At 53.0% G+C, this 20,566-nt stretch carries 14 protein-coding genes; 8 read left to right on the plus strand and 6 right to left on the minus strand.

Translation table 11 applies throughout. The annotated features are described in order from the left end of the window. The first annotated feature begins 850 nt into the window (after positions 1–850). Both ACIOMO_RS16425 and ACIOMO_RS16430 read left to right on the plus strand, forming a co-directional pair. Complete coding sequence (locus ACIOMO_RS16425) at positions 851–1,189, plus strand: hypothetical protein (RefSeq protein WP_401242053.1); 339 nt, start codon at positions 851–853, stop codon at positions 1,187–1,189. Between the two features lie 141 nt (positions 1,190–1,330). Next, a complete protein-coding gene (locus ACIOMO_RS16430; RefSeq protein ID WP_169909408.1) occupies positions 1,331–1,945 on the plus strand; it encodes an MbcA/ParS/Xre antitoxin family protein in 615 nt (204 codons plus the stop codon). A 156-nt stretch (positions 1,946–2,101) separates the two neighbouring features. On the opposite strand, the gene ACIOMO_RS16435 is transcribed toward ACIOMO_RS16430, so the two are convergent. Continuing rightward, positions 2,102–2,311 carry a hypothetical protein gene (locus ACIOMO_RS16435; protein ID WP_169909410.1) on the minus strand — a complete coding sequence of 70 codons (210 nt, stop codon included), beginning with the start codon at positions 2,309–2,311 and terminating at the stop codon, positions 2,102–2,104. Between the two features lie 95 nt (positions 2,312–2,406). Further along, positions 2,407–2,757 carry a hypothetical protein gene (locus tag ACIOMO_RS16440; RefSeq protein WP_262502001.1) on the minus strand — a complete coding sequence of 117 codons (351 nt, stop codon included), beginning with the start codon at positions 2,755–2,757 and terminating at the stop codon, positions 2,407–2,409. A 115-nt stretch (positions 2,758–2,872) separates the two neighbouring features. Here ACIOMO_RS16440 and ACIOMO_RS16445 point away from each other — a divergent pair, with 115 nt between their 5' ends. From ACIOMO_RS16445 to ACIOMO_RS16455, 3 genes are read left to right on the plus strand one after another with little or no spacing between them, the layout of a single operon-like run. Next, a complete protein-coding gene (locus ACIOMO_RS16445; protein WP_169909412.1) occupies positions 2,873–4,438 on the plus strand; it encodes a recombinase family protein in 1,566 nt (521 codons plus the stop codon). Beyond that, positions 4,435–5,349, plus strand: coding sequence for a ParB/RepB/Spo0J family partition protein (locus ACIOMO_RS16450; RefSeq protein WP_169909414.1), 915 nt, complete (start codon positions 4,435–4,437; stop codon positions 5,347–5,349). Before ACIOMO_RS16445 ends, ACIOMO_RS16450 begins: the two co-directional genes overlap by 4 nt. Positions 5,350–5,351: 2 nt before the next feature. Continuing rightward, positions 5,352–6,257: a plasmid partitioning protein RepB C-terminal domain-containing protein gene (locus ACIOMO_RS16455; RefSeq protein WP_401242059.1), complete on the plus strand. Its 906-nt coding sequence runs from the start codon at positions 5,352–5,354 to the stop codon at positions 6,255–6,257. A 288-nt stretch (positions 6,258–6,545) separates the two neighbouring features. On the opposite strand, the gene ACIOMO_RS16460 is transcribed toward ACIOMO_RS16455, so the two are convergent. After that, a complete protein-coding gene (locus tag ACIOMO_RS16460; RefSeq protein WP_401242061.1) occupies positions 6,546–7,673 on the minus strand; it encodes a hypothetical protein in 1,128 nt (375 codons plus the stop codon). 228 nt (positions 7,674–7,901) lie between these two features. Then, a complete protein-coding gene (locus tag ACIOMO_RS16465) occupies positions 7,902–8,126 on the minus strand; it encodes a hypothetical protein (RefSeq protein WP_103405935.1) in 225 nt (74 codons plus the stop codon). 715 nt (positions 8,127–8,841) lie between these two features. Between ACIOMO_RS16465 and ACIOMO_RS16470 the strand changes: the two genes are divergently transcribed. Further along, entirely contained in the window at positions 8,842–10,800 is a 1,959-nt protein-coding gene (locus ACIOMO_RS16470; protein WP_401242064.1) for a DUF262 domain-containing protein, read from the plus strand. 133 nt (positions 10,801–10,933) lie between these two features. On the opposite strand, the gene ACIOMO_RS16475 is transcribed toward ACIOMO_RS16470, so the two are convergent. Then, positions 10,934–11,977, minus strand: coding sequence for a helix-turn-helix transcriptional regulator (locus ACIOMO_RS16475; RefSeq protein WP_401242067.1), 1,044 nt, complete (start codon positions 11,975–11,977; stop codon positions 10,934–10,936). 88 nt (positions 11,978–12,065) lie between these two features. Between ACIOMO_RS16475 and ACIOMO_RS16480 the strand changes: the two genes are divergently transcribed. Continuing rightward, positions 12,066–12,926 carry a tetratricopeptide repeat protein gene (locus ACIOMO_RS16480; protein WP_401242069.1) on the plus strand — a complete coding sequence of 287 codons (861 nt, stop codon included), beginning with the start codon at positions 12,066–12,068 and terminating at the stop codon, positions 12,924–12,926. A 96-nt stretch (positions 12,927–13,022) separates the two neighbouring features. Next, the gene (locus ACIOMO_RS16485; RefSeq protein ID WP_401242072.1) at positions 13,023–14,171 is read left to right on the plus strand and encodes a hypothetical protein; all 1,149 of its coding nucleotides are present in this window, start codon (positions 13,023–13,025) and stop codon (positions 14,169–14,171) included. A 128-nt stretch (positions 14,172–14,299) separates the two neighbouring features. On the opposite strand, the gene ACIOMO_RS16490 is transcribed toward ACIOMO_RS16485, so the two are convergent. Continuing rightward, positions 14,300–20,566, minus strand: coding sequence for a DEAD/DEAH box helicase (locus ACIOMO_RS16490; protein ID WP_401242075.1), 6,267 nt, complete (start codon positions 20,564–20,566; stop codon positions 14,300–14,302).

The raw sequence follows: 20,566 nt of genomic DNA on the forward strand, positions 1-20,566 counted from the left end.
ATAGCCGACGTCAGCCGAAAATTCCTATGGAAAATCAGAAGGTGCGTAATAACAGGAGGGGAGGAGGTAGCGAGTGCTTCATAGTTGTCTTCGCAGTGCAGGTCGGACTGACCTGATGCCTACGGACTATGACAATTCTTTTTTGAAAAGTCAAGAGGTAAGTTGCTGGTACAGCATCTTTCATTAGGGCGTACCCGCGCGATCACCTTCTGCTACAAAGACGGAGAGGCCTGATACTAAGGCCCCCAAGCCTCCTGCTTGGGAGCCCAACGACTGCGCCCAGAGTTGTTGACGATGGCCTGTCACCACTTACGCTTTCGCTCGTTAATGACAAAGATGTAACTCAAAGCGCCTGCGTAACTTTTCTAGTAAGAAGGGGGTTGACACGATGCCTTGATCGACTAAGTTGATTTCATTGCTTCGTTCAATTGCAACTTTGATGAGTTTTCGAGGGCAGTCATGAAACAAATCAATCGTCCCGACTTTCATTTTCTTTGTCTTGGCGAGTTGATTCGGTCGGAGTCCGAAGGTGTTCGGGATCCATCGATGATCAAGTGAGGGATTTTTCGCCCACGAGATTAGTCGCTATTGCGGGGTGAAATCCTGGCTTAGGATTTTTCTCTCGCTTGCTACCGGCTTCCCGGATCCAGTGGGGTTTTCACCTTTTTAACACTTCGATCACGCATTGAACGTGTTCGCAGAGCGCTGTATACGCGCACTTAGGGTGCCTTTGATCTCACTCTTTAGTAGCTGAGTCCTATGCATGTTTCCGGCGTTGTAACAGGGTGAATTGCACGTCCTATGTTCGTAGGGTTGTTATCTTTGACATTGCAGTGACGGGAGAAGAAAGGTGATCAGCCCTTATAAAGCGGTTCTGCTCGTCAATGCGATGTTAGAGAACTATCCAGAATATGTGATTACCGGGTATTTGATGGACGTTTACATCAGCAGCTATTGCGCGATGGGGCATGTTTACAAAAGTGTCGGCTATCAAAATGGTGCATTGATGCTCTCAGAGGAAATCAGCAAGGTCGTCGAGTACGACCGTCGCTACCTGATCGAGACGGTCGATGGCGAACGGTTGCTGCTGGTGAATTTTCATCCATGCGGAGGGCGCAAGTCGCTGAAGTTTTTGCTGGAGCTATTCACCAGCGGAGCCATGAGCGGTTCGCGTTATTGCGTGCAGTGAGGGCGTGGATTCGATGTGAATAAGGCGGCGAGTTTTACGTGATGAAAATGATAAGCCCCAGTCGCACTGCGAAGTCGGGTACCGAGCCAGAACTGCGGTGGTTCATAGCTACCACCGACCTGCCAAGAGGTTACTGAAACCATGCATGAGCAACTCGATGCACTTCTGTGTACGCGATATCCGGCCATATTTTCACCCGAGGGCGCTGTGGACCAGCGCTTGTTCGGTTTCGAGTGCGGCGATGGGTGGTTCCCGCTTATCGATGGGGCATGTGAATTGATCCAGCGTCACATCGAGAGCGATGGCATTCAGCCGCTTCGGGCTTTGCAGGTGAAACAAAAATTTGGTGGGCTTCGTTTTTACTACCAGCATGGCAGCGATCACGCGGCTGCGGTGGTGGACCTCGCTGAATCGCTGTCTCTGCATGTGTGTGAGATATGTGGCGCGGTCGGCAAGTCAGTCCAACTTCTTGGTTGGGTTCAAACGCGTTGCCCGACGCATGATCGCACGTCCGTTTATGAGGAGCCGCTCCTGACGAAAGTGAGGGATGAGCTTCTGCTCGCTCCGAAGATGGGGGAGTTGCTAGGTGCAGCATTGGAGTTCTTTGCACTTGATGGTCAGGCTGCTGCGCGGTGGTTGACTCAGCCAGCACCTGCGCTGGGTCATATCATTCCGTTGGCGTTGGCAGGATCAGAGGAAGGCCAGCGCCAGGTGCTAACTCTAATAGGGCGTCTTGAACATGGCATCACACCATGAAGTGCGAAATCGCAGCGTTCATGACCTCGTATTTGCATACGAGCTAGCCATTCATTTGCGTTGGAGTGGGTTCCGATTGTAAAAAAACGACCGACAGGAAATAAAATCTGAGACGCTGATATAGATCCAAAATTCTTTGAAGGTGTATGAGTGCAGTCACTCCGGCGCCATCATCACAGCAAGCGTCATCTTGATGAACTCCTCATTACGATCGATTGCAGTCAACGCGCCGCGCACATTCTCCGCCACATCGCCTGATCCGCGCTGCTCAACCCAGTTTGTGAGTTCCATAATCGCCGCTTCCAGGGCGAGTTGGTTTTCATTGAGCTTTAGAAGCAGTGAAGGGAGTAGGTCTGAATGGGGCATGGCGGTTCATCCTTGGCGTACAGATGTATGACATCCCTGGAAGACTAGTCGAACCGCCGAGCAACGGAGCCCAAAGTAAAACCACCTCAATCCGGCTATGGTTCGTTCACAGCGGACAAACAGCAGTCAATGGCATTCACCGCCCTCATCAGATCACTTCTCAAGGACGGAAGTGTCGTGCGAATTACAGTGCTGTTTCGCTTCGCCATGTCTAAGAAGCTGGCCAAGGCGGCGTCGGAGTGTTGAATAAGGCGAGCTAGATGCTCTCCTCGGGGGCCACACGTTCCTTTTAACCAGTTTTTCGCAGTCCGTTCGTTCGCATTTGTCCATCTCATCAGCGTTTTCACGGCTTGGTGGGTCGAGCCCAACTCACTTTGTAATGCTATCGCCAACCCCGACGCATACTCTTGTCGGTTCGGAAAAGTTTTGCACTTTTTAGTAAACATTTTTCCTCCTGCGATCCTCTATGGTTGAAAAACACACCGCTTGCTTGAGTAGCAGCAGAACGGGTACGCCCCAACGGCGCACGTCCAGTGTGGATGCACGCAGGGGCTATGGCGTATGCACAGTCGTAAAGGTGCTCATTCGGAAAATTCATCCCAAGATCCAGGTTTGGCAGCGGCTTATGTCCGCATGTCCACAGAACATCAACAGTATTCAACTGAAAACCAGCTAGACACCATCAAGCTTTACGCCGCGGCGCATTCTCTCGAAATCGTCAGAATTTATACCGACGCGGGCAAGAGCGGACTGCGCCTGGAAGGACGTGATGCGCTGATTCAACTCTTCAGCGACGTTGAAAGCGGAGAGGTTGGCTTTTCGACGATTCTCGTATATGACGTCAGCCGCTGGGGACGTTTTCAAGATCCGGATTTGGCTGCCAGCTTCGAGGTCCGTTGCCGGCAGGCAGGTGTCTCGGTTCATTACTGCGCAGAGCAATTCTCCAATGACGGCTCTCCCGTTTCTAACATCGTCAAAAGCCTGAAACGCATGATGGCGGGCGAGTACAGTCGGGAGCTGTCCGTAAAAGTCTTCGCGGGGCAATCCCGGCTTATCCAATTGGGGTTTCGGCAGGGTGGGATGGCAGGGTATGGGCTCAGGCGTCAGTTGGTCGACGCAGGTGGTAACCCCAAAGCGGAACTGACGATTGGCGAACACAAAAGCATCCAAACCGACCGCGTAAGGCTAGTTCCTGGGCCACCCGAAGAGGTCGCAACCGTTCATTGGATCTACCAACGATTTGTTGAAGCCGGTTACTCGGAGACTGAGATCGCGCAGCAACTGAATAGTCGAGGACTCCAGAATGACTTAGCCAGGCCATGGACCAAAGGGGGCGTCCATCAGGTCCTGACCAACGAGAAGTACATCGGCAACAACGTCTGGAACCGGTCCTCCTTCAAACTTAAACAAGAACATGTGCGGAATGATCCAGAACAATGGATACGCGCGGACGGTGCCTTTCCAGCTTTGGTCGACCACGTACTGTTCGCCGCCGCCCAAGACATCATCCAGTCACGTAGCTATCGCATGCCCGACGCGGAAATGCTGGAGCGTCTCAAAAAATTGTATGAGAAAGCTGGGTATTTATCCGGCCTGATCATCAATGAGTCTGACGAATGCCCCTCCAGCACGGCGTATCAATATCGATTTGGCAGCCTTCTGAGGACGTACTCGCTCATTGGCTACACCCCTTCGCGGGACTACGACTACGTTGCCGCCAACCATCAACTTCGGCTGATGCATCCTCTGATGTTGGCTCGAACGGTGGAGCACATTCAACAGGTCGGGGGACGAGTAGCTATCGACCCAACCAACGACCTGCTCCAGGTGAATGAAGAGCTGCTGATCTCTCTGGTTCTGTGTCGCTGTCAGCACAGTGAGTCAGGGGCAAATCGTTGGAAAATACGCTTTGATCTTGGCCTCTCACCGGATATCACCGTTGCCGTCCGCATGGAGCCGGGAGAAGAGATCGCTCGTGATTACTACATCCTGCCGACCCTCGATATTCAACAACCCAACATTCGCCTTAGTGAATCTAACGCCTCCAATCTGGAAATTTATCGCTACGACAGCCTCGAAGCCCTCGCGCAACTTTCTCGCCGCACTGCCGTGGGGAGAGCCGCATGAATATGCCGCAACACCCTCGAAGCCCACACCATGTCGGCGAAGCCACGACTATCCAAATGGTCAGTCTGGATCGCATCCGCGTCCTCAACCCACGAGCGCGCAATAAACAGGCGTTCGCCAAAATGGTTGAAAACATTTCGAGCTTGGGCTTGAAGCGACCGATAACCGTCACCCCCAGCAGTGACCCAGAACATCCAGGATTTTTCGAATTGGTCTGCGGGCAAGGCCGATACGAAGCGTTTTGTGCGCTGGGTGAACGAGAAATTCCGTGTGTGATTATCAGCGCCCCGGAGACTGATCGTTTCCTCATCAGCTTGGTGGAAAACCTTGCCCGTCGGAAGCACACAAACAGGGACTTGCTCTACTCCATCCAGATTTTGTCGGAGCGCGGCTACACGACCAAACAGATCTGCGCCAAAACCGCCCTGGATCCCGCTTATATCAACGCCATCCTCCTACTTCTGCGTCAAGGAGAGGAACGGCTCATCGCCGCTGTCGAGAAAGGCTGGCTGCCCATCAGTGTTGCGACCGAAGTCGCTAGATCCAGTGATACCGAAGTGCAAGTGGCCATGATCAAGGCCTACGAGACAGGTGTCTTGAAGGGTGAGCAGTTGATCAAGGTCAGACGCCTGATCGATAGGCGTCGATTTTTAGGGAAACACTACGGTCAGCAAAGAAAAGCCGCCGAGCAGCCGACGACGCCTCAAAAGCTGCTGAGCACCTATCAGACTGAAGTCAGGCGCCAACGAGTCATGATCAAAAAAGCCGACATCAATGAGCAGCGCGTTTTGATCATTGTCACCGCCATGCGCCGACTGTTGGCCGACGACTACTTCTGCACGCTGCTGCGCAGCGAGAGCATCGCGGACATGCCGAAGTCGTTGGCTGACCGTATTCAAGGTGAGGGGTAAACATGGGTCAGGTGAAGCAAGGCTTTGAGCGGCAGATCATCCCGGTCCCTCTCGACCGAATTCTCCCAACTCGATCTCTGGATAAGGACATAGAACAGACCAAAAAGTACTTAACCATCCTGACGTCCATTCGAGAGTTGGGGGTCATTGAGCCACTCGCGGTGCATCGACAACAGACCAATGCGCAGGGCGAGGTAGCTTTCGTGTTGCTTGACGGCCACCTGCGCTTACACGCGCTAAAAGCACTGGGGGCCAGTGAGGCACTGTGCTTGCTGTCCATTGACGACGAAGGTTTTACGTACAACCGGCAAATTAACCGGCTAACCCCTGTGCAAGAACACAAAATGATTCTCACCGCCGTCCGCCGAGGCATTTCCCCCGCCCTCATCGCCACGGTATTGGGCATTAATGTTGAGCGCATCCACGAGCGGCAACACTTGCTCGATGGTATTGCGCCTGAAGTGGTGGAAATGCTCAAAGTCAAAATGGTCAGCCGAGGCGTATTCCGGACATTGAAAAAAATGAAACCGATGCGTCAAATTGAAACCGTGGAGCTGATGGTGTCAGCCAACTGCTTCACCCAGAACTATGCCGACATGGTACTTGCCGCGACACGACCAGACATGTTGATCGAAAAAAAATCCAAGCTCCCTGCCGAGGTCAGCGTTGAAGAATTGGCGAGGATGGAGCGCGAGATGGAAAAGTTGTTTCACGATTACAAGGTCGTGGAGGACACGCTGGGGGAGACAATGTTGTTTTTGGTGGTTGCCAAGGGGTATCTCGCCCGTCTGCTTCGCAATGAAACCATATCGGGCTACTTAAATCGTTTCCACGGCGAACTCCTGGTGGAGTTAACGGCGATCATGGACGCGGTCAGCTCCGACGCCAGAAAACCTGAACGGGAGTGACCGATTTAGGCACGTGTCGAATCATGTGTGCTGACCCTCCGGTGGACGGACAATAAACCGCCAAGGATCGGCCGAAGTGAGCTGCGATCTCCCGGCCTTGGGTCGCCAGCGCGGCGACTTTTTGGGCCTTTTGCAGCGTATCCAACACCGCATACCAAGTTTCCCAGTGACGCCTCGTCGCCGCATGCTCAACACGCCGCGCCTGTTTACGAGGGAACATTTGTGCAACGGCCGATGCCGCGCGAGGTTCTTTCGGCAGGGGGTAGGTCGGTCATGGCCCTGTTTTCCTCAAGACGGCTGCTCAAGGTCTTCATCCAGAATAGACGCGGCGCTGGGCGTGAGCGGATCTAACCAATCGGCCATACTTCGTCCCCAGTGCAGCAACGACCGCTGTTCAGCATCAATGTCGTCACCCTGGTGGTGTTCCAGCGCCGCAAGGTACTCCCGTATCCGTGCAGCGCGCTGCCAGCGCAACGCTTGGTCCTCCAGCTGGGCCAAGCGCGCCCGCTCCAACGTTTGTACGTGCTGGCGTTGCGCATGGACTTGCCGCACCGCCTCGCGCTCTGCGGCCTCAACCGCGTACCGCTCTTCGCGCAAAAGGATCTCGACCGCTCGGGTCACCATCAGCACGATCACATGATTGAGCTGATCGTCGACCGAACGGGCGCTGGAATCACTGACTTTTCCGCCGAAACCGTCGCTGACAATCAGCTGCAATTTGCCCGTAGGCTGGAACTGCCACTTCGGCCAATACCCCGCCTCACCAGCGGCGGCTTCCGCCCGTTCTTCGGCGGTGGGCTGATAGTCCAGACGATGCGTGGGTTCATAAAAGCGGACAGTCAATGCCACGCCCAAGACCTTCACTTCTATGCGCTGCCGACCCGGCGCGAGGGTGTAACCCCGCACTTCCAGCGCTTGCAATAGAGCATTGGCCACGTTCAAAGTGCGCGACAGCAACGCCGGCGACACGGAAATATCCAAGGTGCCGGCGGTGGTTTGCGGCAACCCTCGGGCATCAATTCTGGGGCGTTGCAGCGACGCCTGGGCGGCCGCCACCACGGGGTGCCACGCCGGCACCGACGTCACTACGCGGATGCGATTTTCCGCTCGCGCCTCAAACTCGATCACCGCCGCCAACCGAGGATCGACCGGGGGAGCGGAATCCGGAGCCGTTCGGTGAGTGGGGCGTCGCAAGGCACTGGGTGAACCGGTGTACGCCGGCAAAGCGGGGACAGCCGGCACCGCTTTATCCGCCGCTCGCTTGGCCCAATGCCCTTGGGCCGGGCGCGAAATGTTTAAACGGGTACACAGTTTGGCAAGACCCACATTCGACAGGCCGTAGCGGTGCGCGATCACGGTCAGGGGTTCGGCCCAGACCTCGGCGAGCAGCTGCGCGCGATCATACAGTTGCCCCATGCGCTGATCCCCCAGTGGATGAACCTACAGCTGATTGAACCGAAATCCGATTATGCGCAGCGCGGTTCAATATCCCATTTGCCCTGCTGGTGATCGACTCCACGTTTTCAATGTGTGGCGACCGTTCATTGTGCTTCCCGTACAGCCCTGGCAGGCATGAACCGAGTTGAATGTCTTCGCGACGTCCTGGCGATGCTCTGCAAAGGAGCCGTGCGCTAACGCTTGCCGTCAGCCCAGCGATTCCCACCCCTTCACACGTGAGTCCTCTGGGGTGTCAGCGAGCAGCTGTTCCAGAGTCAGCTTTTTGCGAACCGGCCTCACGATCAGAATGTCCGGATCGACCATTGAGCACTCCACGACCGAGCCCACTGTCAGGCGATTCTGCGCAACAAATTCATTTGGCAAGGTAAGGGTCAGTGCACCTTTGAAGCGACGAAGTACAAGCGTATTCATCGGTGTGTCCTCAGGCTCAAAATCGATGGATGCCGAATCAGCCAACCAACTGCACGTGACGGCATCGACAGAGTCTGCGTAAACCTGTTGTTTGCGTAAACCTCACGGGTTTACGCAAACAACAGGTTTACGCAGAGCTTGTTCGAGGGAGACGAAGTCACTCGACTCACGCCGCCGCAGCGATCCAGCGTACACGGAAGCATCAACCACTATCCCTGTCGACAGCAACTGAATCGAATCGGATCGCTTGCTCGGTCAGGTCAGGTTCGGAAAAGACTGGGATGTGAAAGGGCTGCATAGCGCTAGGATCTGCCATCCTGCCTTTAACCAAAAATGTGTTATGCGCAGCGGTTCGACTGCCCACTACCCAGCCCTTGGCTGAATCGAATTGACCGTCAAGCGGCGTGTTTCACAGTCATTGCCGATTGACGTTCGCCCTCTGGGAAATCGTATTGGTCGCGGCTGGGCTGGCGCATCTAGCGAACACCCAAACCCAATCCGTAATAAAAATTTACCGCTGAGTGCGATGGCGGCATAGTGGCATCATGGTTCACCCGCCACGTCGGGGTTGCTCAACCGGGCAGATTTTACTGCCTACAACGATCATTCAGTCGTTGGTGGCTCCAGCAGGCTTAAGGTTACTGATGGCGTTGAGTGGGCACGTGATCTCTCACGTTCTCTACACGCCCCCCCATTCAAGGAGCGATACACCGCAATGACCACACAAGGATTTGGCGCTCAACTGCTGACGCTGCCGAGCATCTTTTCGGATCGGCTTTTCACCATTCCGGATTATCAGCGTGGCTACGCGTGGGACAAAAAGCAGGTCGATGAACTGCTCAAGGACGTCGATCATCTGATGCAAGATGGCGCCGCATTACGTCATTACACCGGCACACTCGTCCTCAGTCGCCCGAAACATGCAACAGACAACGTCTTCCACGTCGTGGATGGTCAGCAGCGGCTGACCACACTTGCCATTTTTCTGTACCTGCTTTGTGAGTCGCTGCCTATCGAAGAACGGGCAGCGTTTTCCGCGCTGTATTTACGCCGTGGTGAGCTTGGCAATGATCGGGCTGTGTTGCGCTTAAACTCGGATACACGGTCGTTTTTCGAACGTGTGGTGATGGCTGAAGGCAACCTCGATAACAGTCCGATTAAACTTGAGGCGCATCAACGATTACTCAGCGCCAGAGGTTCGATTAAGAAGTGGCTTGAGGACAAAATCGCTTTGGGAATTGAGCCACAGCGGATCAGGGACATCCTTGAGTCCCGGCTCGGCTTTCTGGTGTTCGCGCCTGAAGAAGATGCTGAAACAGGGATCATGTTCGAGGTCATCAACAACAGAGGGAAACCGCTTAGCGAGTTGGAGAAGGTTAAAAACTATTTGATTTACTGCTGTGTGAAGCTTTCTGCGGCTTCGCTCAGGGACACAATCGATCAGGATTGGTCAGAAATCCTAAGGGCCTTGAACATCGCTGGCAAAACCTCAGCCGGCGACGAAAGTGCATTCCTTCGTTACTGCCTAGTCGTCCATTTCAAACTGAATAAAACCGATAGCCAATACGGTTATGAAGAGCTGAAAAAGCGAGTAAACCTCGACAGCTGTCTGACTGAGGATTTACCACGCGAGCCGGTGATCAAAAAAATTGCCGCCTTTGTGCAGTTTATGAAAACCGCCGCGCTCTGGTATCAACGCCTGTATGGGCGTGATCACGCAGGTTTAGAGCCTGAGATAGTGGTGCTTCTTGATCAAATCCGGGCGCAGGCACGTCATGCGTCCATTATGCCGCTGTTCCTGGCGATGGTAATCAAATTGCAGGGCTCGGGCGAGCGCCTGCATAAACTGCTTCGGTTGTTGGAGATCCTCAATTTTCGGGTCTACATGGCGCGGAACATGACGTCACGTAATGACACCGGACAAGGCGATCTTTATGGGTACGCGGCACGTTACTACCACTCTGAGCTTTTGGCCGCGCTTCCCCCTGAAGAGCTTAAGGTCGGGCGCATCCATTTGGAAACCGATGAGGATGCGTTGGAGTACCGGCTCGTTAATTTTATCAATTGGCTAGCGGCGGATCACCGGTTTATTAAGTCCTTCTCTCTGGACCCTGACAGCCCCGACGATTTTTACAAATGGCGTGGCTTGCGGTACTTCCTCATGAACTACGAGGCAAAGCTCCAACCGCGAAAAACGATTCAAATTGATAAAATTCTTCTCGGGGTTTCGGAGGGTAAAACCTCAGACTATTACTCGGTGGAGCACCTCTGGGCTACTGAAAATAGAAGTCGTGAGGGGGAAAACAACCGTAAACAAGATAAGTACCAACGGCGCCGGCTAGGCAATTTTGTCTTACTGGAACTGCGCCTGAACATTCAGGGAAACAACGATGACCTGGAAGACAAGCTTCCACGCTACTGCGAGGGTCTAGGGGAAGAACCGACTACAGAACTTCATCAAGTTCGAAAAATGGCTACCGACACGTATGCGCTGATCGAAAGTTTCGATGGCAGAAGGCGGACGATCAATTTTTATCACGACCTTCATGGCGAGCTAAATGACCATCAAGAGCAACGGTTCATCAAGTTTGCCCAGGCACGTTGGTCGCTGAAGCCTTTCATTGGGTACGCGCAAATTCAGCGGGAAGCGGCCGCCGCGCACGAAGAAAGCTGAGGGTTGCGTTTGAATGAGCCGAAGGGCGTACCGGACCCACTTGCGTGTGGGGTGGTACGCCCGCAAGGTGAAAGAATTCTGCCGGTGTTGTTTTCTGTGGTGCAGGCGCGGTCCGGTGTAGATCGAACAAGCATTAGGTATCCGCGCTTTTGACACGATACAGCGCCGACATCTGTTCGATTTCTGCAAGGATCTCCCCTCTGAGTACTGACGGTTTGAGAACCTCAACGCTGGCACCTTGACTCAAAATCCAAAGTCGCAACCCTTGGCTCAAATGCAGTTCACAACTCAGGTGCCAGCGTTCCGTATCGTAGGGCTGTAAAACCTGTTGCGGACTGAGCCAGTTCTCGCTCAGGCGCTGAAACATCTTTTCATCGATCAGCAACTCCAGCTGGATGGGGTGTTCGTTCTCCAGCCCAATCAAGCTCTTCAATGAACTGGTATTACGAATGTCGTACTCAGCGGGTACCTGAGCGGGTTCAAACCCTGCCGCTTTTGCGGATTTGAAACGGTGTATTGGCCAGGCATAAGGCGTGTCCGGGTCTCTGCCATCCACGACGAGTGACAGGTAGATGTTGGCGTCCTGAAAGGACAGGCCCAACGGTGTCAATCGGTAAGGCTTGGGGTATGGCGCGCCGCGTGGCTGGTACAGCACATCCAGCATGCTTCCCTCCAGCAAGGCGTCCTGGATGGTTTGAAAGACCTGCGGCTCGACCAATCCCGGCTGTAAATTCAGAAAACGGGTGTTGCTGACCACCTTCTTGGTCCAGTCATAAAGTCGGTGGGAATGTTTGTTCAAAATCGACTGGGCGTGCTCGTACAGCTCCTGAAGATTACCGCCTAGCGTGCGGCTGGTGTACGGGCGGGCATGATCGATGACCATGATCAAATTCATTGCGTCAGTGGGTTTGAGCACGAACCTCGACAATTCCTTGTCGGCCCAATACACGTATTCCCGACCTTCTTTTTTTCGCTTAACACCGTAGCGTTTATCCTCTAGCAGGGCTTTGAGGTTGCGTTGAATCGTCCGGTCGTCCACCTCGATGGACTGGGCTCGAAGTCTTTCTTGGAACTGTGCCACGCGCAAGCCGGACGGCGTTGCCGTGCCGCCCCGTGTGGGAATCATTGCCAGGAGTAGATCTAGGCGAAACCTCTCTTCCAGGCGTTTTCCTGACATCTCCATACTTCCTCTATTGCGACACAGTTTGTCGTTCAGAGGGTGGATGATTCCTTTCGAGAAATCAATCTGATGCCGGAGCCGAGGAATGGCGATGCCCAAGCCTGAAAATGTCGTCAACATACTTGAAGCTTTTCTGCCCGAGCCTGAAATGCTGGAGTTCCGTGAATCCAGTGAACATGACGGCCTGGGGGCGGGATTGGGCATGCCGACTCTGCGGATTGTTGAAATGTCTGAGCGTCATGGGGCTGTGTCATACGCTGAAGTGAAGGCCATGAATCCTTTAAAAGCGGCCTTGGCACGAGAATCATTTCTCCTGCTATATGTGCAGCTTCGACGAGCAGCACTCGAACAGGATGCAGATGCGCTAAATGACCTCGGTTGGTTATGGCTGGATGGGTGCACGTTGATCGAGGATCCAGCGATTGCTCTGCACCTTTTTCGGCTGGCTGCGGCGGACGATTTATCTGAAGCCTTTTTCAATCTAGGGCAGCTGTATACCTACGGAATAGGTGTCGCCGTCGATGAGCAAATGGCCCAGCGATGGCTGAAAAAGGCGTTTAAAGGTGGGATCCGCGAGGCTGCTTTGGAGGTCGCGTGGCTTTACGACGCGCGGGATCGAAAAGGCAGTTGTGAAGCTTCATGGGTTGAGGCCGATAACCGGAAGGCTTTTCGTTGGTACCGAAAAGCCGCTCGTGCTGGCGACACTGCGGCGTTTGCACGCCTTGGGAAGAGTTACCTGGAGGGCAATGGCGTTTCGCGTCACGTCTCAAAGGGGCTTTTTTGGTTGCAGCGAGCTGCGCTCAGCGGTGATGCCGCAGCGGCTGATGCCTTGGAGTATTTTTATGAGGATGCGCTGTACATGCCGGATCCTCAGGGACGTATGCGTTTATTTTGGGCCTCGTATGCCGAAGGTCTGCGAGACGCGTTTGAGTGCCGGGAACGTTGATGTAGGGCTCGTATGGGGAAACCCTGGTTTACCTGGAAATCCACTGGTGACCCTAGTATTCAACAGTGTTTTAAATGAAAAAATTAAGGACGCGTAATGATTACGTTGAGAGACGGCGGCTCATTCAGCATTGATGCTTTGGTTACAAAAGTAGAGGGATTGGGTGGCTCCATGGTGTTGGGTTCCATCAAAGTAGGGTTGACCGATCACAAGAAGCCGGACTCGTTGGATTACTGGATTAGAACCAATGGAGCCAACCGAAAAGACCAGATGCAAGCGGAAGCGCAAGTGGTTGATCAGTTGGTTGCTTCTGGTCGTTTTGACCGCACAGACATGAAATGTCCATCAACCGGGTATCGTTGCGCTGGGCTGAGTGTGATTTCCAAACCTCGCTACGAACAGACTCAGGCACCCACGAGCACTCTGCCTGGAAATGAAGAAATGGAGGCGGCCGCATGGCTGATCGACCGCTTCAAGGCCGCGTCGCCGAACCTCGCCTATGCCAACCTCAACGAGGCTGGAAGTTATCGAGGATGGGTTGCTGACTTCAAAATTCCTCTGTTGGATGGTCGTTCACTGAAGCTGGATCTACGAGAGGAGAAGGATCTGTTTCTCCTGTTTGTCTTGGCGGTGGTTTGGTCTCGGACAGGCCCTTGGGAGAATGCCGTCTATTTTGTGGCCTGGATGAAGCTGGCTCACAAAGACGCACCCGCTTTATGGACAAACGGCGCGTTTGTCGAAATAGAGCGTAGTAACTGTAAGGCCTCCATGGTGCAGACCGTAGGTCAGTGCCTCGATCCCGACACCAGGAAGCAGGTCAGTTTCAGGAAAGATGTTTACGCGAGTGTGAAAGTCCTTGCCCACAACTGGGACGGCATCAAACGTGCCATCGACGTCATGATCACGACTAGCCAATACTCTGCGTTTTTCGACTTTATGCGTTCATTAAAAGGCTTGGGGATCGGCCAGAAAAGCATGCTGATCAAGATTCCTCTGGTCATGCGAGAGTTGCGTTGTCAGCTTTATCCATCAATTCCAGGCGAGTTCTGCTGTGTACCGGATGCTCGGGTCTATGAGGCGTTAAGTGCGATGAGCCGGGACCACAACAAGCGTATAAACCTGACGCATCACGCTGGCAGTGTAAAAAAACTGATCAACGCCTCTGCGAAGATCTATCAGCTGTTCGGTGATCTGTATGACCTGCCGTTGTTCGCTTATGTTGACCTCGACCTACCCCATACGTGACAGCTGGAGTAGAGGTCTAGGCCTAAAGAAATTTGACGCACCTTATTTTCGAGTGCCTTTGAAGACAGAAAAGTGGCGTCCACTTTGTCTTAGGTGGACACCGTTCTCTGGCTCATTGGGTGCTTGGCTTAGCTCACCAGCAGGCTCATGTAAGTGGGCCACTCACCGCTAGGACACATTTGCGCCACTTTGTATTTCTCCAGCATTTGTAGCGCTTGGCTCTCGTGGTTAGCGCGGAAGTCAAACCCCATCTGGTCGCGATACGGCATTCTACCTCGCCAGTATCCCATTCCTTGATCAAGGAAAACTTTGCTGCGCTTACCCGATACCCAATCTACTGTTATCACTCTCGCGTGTTGAAGCTCCCGGCTTCGTTCTTTGATTTCAATTTCAGGTGGGATGGAGAACTGGCTACCCAACCAAAGCTTAAGAAGTGCTTCTTGATCAAGTTGGAACCTCCAGTCATGACTGATTTGATTGCTGGACTGATCGCCACTGGATGCTAGCGTTTGAATTCGAAGCGACTCAAGTTTTTCATTTTTGAAAAGTTCAAGAAAACCGCTTAACAACATTAACGACCACGGTGATTTCAAATAACGGTCGGAATAGCTGACCACTGCTGCTTGGTCCGTGGCAATCAACTCAGTCAGTTCGGGCGCGTGCTTCTCAATGAGAGTAGCGAGACGTCTATGCAAGCTGCTGATAGGCCCGTCAAGTTCGTGGGTGATTTCGATGACCCGTGCACCCTGCTCAAATTGGCGCCAGGTCCGGACGTTGATAGGCTGACCACCGCAATCAGAAACACAGTCGCTTCCAGCCCATACTATTCCATCGTTGCTACTCAGCCATCCGGCTCCTGGAGTCGCAGCGGAGGCATCGCTGCTAAAAAGACTCTTGATGCCCGACTTGGAACGAATTTGAGCCACCAGGTAAGGCTTGATCAGTGGAAGTGAGTTGTCCATATCCTCAATCACAACCCCAAGACTGGCCAGGTCAAAGAGGGTGTTCTTCTGTTCTTTGCTTAGCGACGCTCCTGAAGGAATTGCCAGTTTCACCTTGAGTTTGTCAGCGATTGCCCAAGTGAGGATTTTTTCACGGAAGTAAGGGTGATCTAGGTCCCAGTCCTCTGCATCTCCCCTCATCACCAAGCAAATAGAGGTGTCGTTTTCACTGCGATCCGCTGAATTGATCGCAGAGGACAAATAGCGGATCGGGCCGGTCGAGCAATAACTAGCCCCCACCACAGTTTCAAACTCGCTGGGCAAGTCTAAATGTTCGATTAGGCCCGACAAAGTCAGCCACTCCATGGCGCGTCCACGATCTAGCTCTTCTCGCTCCACTCGACTGTCTTGACCTGCAAGACAGTGCGAGCAGACGTTTTCGCAGTTAACCGGGCAATGCAGCTTCCCTAACGTTTTACGTAATAGCTCGGTTGTATTCGCTAAGCCAGCCAGGACAAACCCGGCTCCTCCGCTGACTTCATCGAACAGCTGAATGACCGTTCGCCCTTGTCCACTTTCGATATCGCGATCAAGACGGAAACCAAACCCCATTTCTGTGCTGGCAATACCTAAGAGTTCGGCGATTACGTCGCGTAGCGCAACGGCAAGAGTCGTGGCTATAGTTTGCTCTGCCAGACTATCTCCGAGCCACAGGCCTGTCTGGGGACTTCTTAAGTAAAGCTCCATGACGTCAGTGCGAATTTGATAGCCCAAGAACAGGTTAGGCTTAACTGCCGTGCCGGGGCAGTCGAACTCTTTACGACTGCCTGTGATCCCGCCCACTGGCCGGTGTAGCTGATCTGGAAGCAGATTTTTAGGAATGTCACCGGAGGCGAGCATTGAATCTGCACGTCCACAGGTTAGGCACACGGCGTAACCTTTTTCGTGTTCACCGGATGAATGATGAAACACACTGCCATCGTGACCAAATCGAACGAAACCACACCGCTTGTCGGGCAGCGAGATCGTCTCGCCAGTCAGTTGGATGCGAGGTCGTTCGACTCGGATGAACTTCTGAGAAGTGATGTCGTTTGTTGTGGACTCATAAAAGTCGGTTACAAAGCCGCCAGGGCGAAGGACGGTTCGGCGCTCGTTTGGTTGAATTGCGTGCATGCAGTGTGAGCACGTTAGCTCGGAGCTGTTGGTATAGGCGTTTTCGATTACGCCTGTCGCTCCACAATTTGAGCATCTCCAGGCGATATCAAATTTTTGTGCTTCGTTTACTTGGCCTGACGCATGCCATTGCAAACTGATTCCTGCCGAACGATAGACTCGCCCATCGATTACCACTTGCGACCCAGGTGCATACTCTCGGATCGCAATGTTTAAGCCGCGAGACGGAAGCTCTTTGTTGTTGAAAATGCTGTCTTCACGACTCTCAGGATGAGTTCGCTGGTGCTTGAAGTCCTCAATGTTGTAGGTATTGAGTGTCACGACATCGGTAGGGAATCCATATCCTGGAAGGAACGCACGGGACGCGAGATCGCGAAGCAAGTACTCACCGTCGTGACGTTTTTTCTCCAGCTCTAGCGCTTTTTTGTACGGTAAATCTGTCGCCGCTTGCAGCTTAGCGTTGAGCTTTCGAGACTCTTCAAGCCACCGGTCCTCCAGAATACGCACGCTTTCCTGAGTCTCGGCTGAGATTGTGCTGAGCAGGCAGCCATCTAAGCAAGTTCCGCTGACAAGGCGTTTGATTGGGTCTGCGAATTCTGTCTGACAACTAGTCAGCCAGCTTTTGAATTGCTGGCAGGGTGAGTCCTCCCCGCCAAAAAACCATTGGAGAGTCAGCCTGGTTCGGTCACCGTCACTACTGGTTTTTGACTTTAGGAAAATAGACAAGAGCAGCGAATTGACGTGCCTCTGAACAATGCGAGAAGAGCTTAAAATAATGGTGGGAGCGGGAATGGCGGTAATGAATGGCCACTTAGGCTGTGCAAACGCGCGCTGGTTATGAGGGTCCGCTTTACATAAGGTGTAGGCTATCGCGCGTGCCTCACTACGGCGTCCGGCGCGTCCCGCCCGTTGCAAATAGTTGGCAGGGTGGGGTGGCAGATTGTTCATCACTACAGCAGAGATGCCCCCAATATCTACGCCCATCTCCATAGTCGTGGAGCAGTTGAGTACGTTGATATCACCCTTCTTAAATAGATCAACATAGTCATCGAGTCTCTGGGCCGACTGCTGAGCTGAATGTTCTGCGGTTCGATAGTAAAATCCGCCTTCCACGGTACGGTCGCTGATATCGGTCCAGAGATTCTCAGACCGAAGGTGCTGGATGACCGGGTCTTGTAAGACCTGCGCACGAATCTGCAATTGCTTGGCCACGGCGCTACCATCTATCTGGAGGTTAGCTAGCGAGGCGAGTTGGATTTTCTGGCAGCGATAGTCTTGCGGACGCAACTTTATGGGTAAATAGGGGGTTAGCCCACGAAAAGTCGAATCAAAAATTCGGTGCGTTATCGGGCAGAGCCACCCCTCTTCTAATAGCGCAAAGGTCAGTGTTTCTAGCTTCAGGCGATGCCCTGGGTCTGCGGGCTCCAGGATGAGAGCCTGTGTCAGAGCAGACCATGCGGCCTCTAGCCAAGCATTGATTTTGTCCGCATCTGTAGCGACCGTCCGATTCAATCCGGTGGCTTGTTCCAGTAGTTTTACTAACCGATGCGGATTTCCAGATTTTACTTGAGGCCATTTTTTTACTGTTGTGCTTTCTTCCATCTCGGTTTTTGGAGAGAACAGCGATTTTGGGGTGAACCTGCTGCCCATCCAGGATTGCATGTCGCGATCCATGTTTATAAAGGTGTTCTCGCGCACGTAAAAATCAAGTGCAACTTTAAGGTAGTCGTGCCAATCCTCTAGAGTTAAGCGAGTTTCAGGCGCCGAAAATGCCCCTGTCGCCGGTACCGCGTTTGTTTCCGTCCACATCGGCGGTGTAGAGCTAATTTCTGTGAGACCTCGGTAGGTTACTTTTACGAGGCCGAGAGTCTCCGTACTGTTTTGATTTTTTGGGCGTCGGGAAAATTCCCGAGCTAAAAGTAAGCGAGCCATAGTTGCGCCCCCTTGACTCCCGTCAAAAAGGACAGGGTTGGCGTAGCGGTTGTAGCGCAAGATTGATTGTTCAACATCCTTGGATGCGGCTAGCTCATACACCATGCTTGCCCAATCGACGTTGACGATTCGTTTTTGTGGGGCGCTGCCGGATCGTAGCGCGGCCGCTTGTCTGCGTAGCTCTGCCGCCATGACACCCATTCCCGACTGTTCTAAGCCTTCTGCCTGGTGCATCAGCAGATCATAGTTGCCAGTAGGAACGTCTTTAGGTTCCGCATCAGCTTTGGCCTGAACGTTCCGAAGCGTTTCAAATACTAAGCCACGCAACCGCGAACGCTCGGCTTCTTGTTGCATGCGTACGGCCATACGTGCCGTACCTTGACGGCTATCGGTGAACGTAATTAGCTTGCGACCCCGACCGGGTAATTCTTCTGGGGAGCGCTCATTGCTGTCTTTTTTGTCGGCATCTGGGCAAAACTCCAGCACCGTCGGGACGGCATTCGCAACATAGAATGGAGCGCCCAGGTACGCTTTTCTCAGAAAGCTCTTTTTGTTTGGAAGTTCGTGATCGCAGTGACTACAGCAAGCCGCTTTCTCTTCAGCGATAGTAATGTTGATAGGGCGTTCTGAGTTAGTAGCACATAAGCCGTGGGTGTCGAGATCGAGGCTGACGCTGAAAAAGGGATCTTGTGCGACCTGCAATCCGGCAATTACCAAACGTTGCGCATAAGTACGACTAGTAGTGGGGCCGGTTACCTCACTTTCAGGCGACGTCTCTTCTTCGCCGCTTTCGTAGCTCAGAGAAAACTCATCTCCTGCGTACGGGCTCAATTGGTGAAGAACCCCATTGCGATCCTCTGCAATCAAATGCGGAGTTTTACAGTCATCGCAAAATCCTAATTCGTACACTGGCGCGTTGCACTCGCAGCGTGCACGTTGATGAACGTAGACGTTGCCAAATGGCCATTCACTCAGACTGGCAGATTTGGCAGTGCAATTGGGGTCTATGCAGGACCATAGTCCATGAAGCATTCGTTGGAAAAGATGGGTCCGTAGTTTAAGAAACGGCGGTTCGTCCTTATGGCGTCGGGTGCCAGTTGATACATCGAGCCAACCTAACACTTCCCGTTGCTGCTCCAGCCGCGAGCCGGGCATTAATTCGGATTGCAGTATCGTCAGTAATTCATTTAAATCTAACGGTTTCGTCGAGTTAACAATCGCATGCCTTAATGAGCGTGCTATTGAATTACGTCCTAAAGCCTCAAAACGGGACGGTGATATTTTTTGTTCATTCTCGATAGACTGCACGACCTCCAGCGAGGCCTTGTCGACTTTCGAGTCGAACAAGATATCCGGCCAAACACGAGATCCTCCAATGACGTCGACTTGTTCTAGCCGCACTCCTGCGAGGTCTGCAAGGTACCGTTTCAACTTTTCTTCGGCCTCCCCCCCAGCGATGGTGGCCGATGTCGCGACAAAACGAATCTCTTCAGGATTTTTACCGAAGGCTTGAACGACGCGGCGCAGCAGGAGGGACATTTCTGCGGCTTGAGAACCAACGTAAGTGTGTGCCTCGTCGAGGACAATCCAGCGTAGAGACTGCTGCTGCTTTGAAATCTCCAGGATAGGATTGTCTACCTGACGAACCAGCATGTATTCGAGCATTGTCGCGTTGGTCATTAATATTGGCGCGGGCTCTTTGCGCAAAAGCTCACGTGACAAAACCTGGTTGGGTTTCTGTTCTTGAATCTTGCGAATGACCCCTTCGCGTTCTTCAGTTTTGCCGTTGTATAAACAAAACCGAATATCTTTACCGTACGCACGGGTCCATGCATCTAATCGCTCCTGTTGAGAGTTGATTAGGGCGTTGAGGGGATAGAGAAATAGCGCTCTCACCCCAATCAAAGACGACTGATTTCGCTCACGTTCCCGGATTAGATCTTCAAGGATAGGCACCATGAAACATTCTGTTTTCCCCGAGCCGGTGCCACTGGTGATGATGGCAGATCGAGGTTTCTCGTTAAGCAACGTTCGCCAAGCCTGAAGCTGGTGCGTATAGGGATGGGCTTCTCTTGGGAAGTCATACGCATGGGCGTTTTGTAATGTATTGAGCAGGCTTTTGGAGAGCAATGTGCCCTCTAAGTCGAGAAGACGTTGTTCCGACTCTTTCCAACCAAACGTATGTTCGAAAACCGGCGGAGCCAAAAAGCAGCCATCGGCCCCCAATTCATCAACCATTTTTTCGTTCAGATGACGGCGAAGCCCTGGTTCGTTAACTCCTAGGACGCCTAGGGTTGCTTCCCGCGTGCGGTTAAGGCTTTGCTCAATTAAATCCGTGAAAAAACGCAT

The sequence above is a fragment of the Pseudomonas sp. NPDC087804 genome (assembly GCF_044742965.1).
Taxonomy (GTDB): domain Bacteria; phylum Pseudomonadota; class Gammaproteobacteria; order Pseudomonadales; family Pseudomonadaceae; genus Aquipseudomonas; species Aquipseudomonas rustica.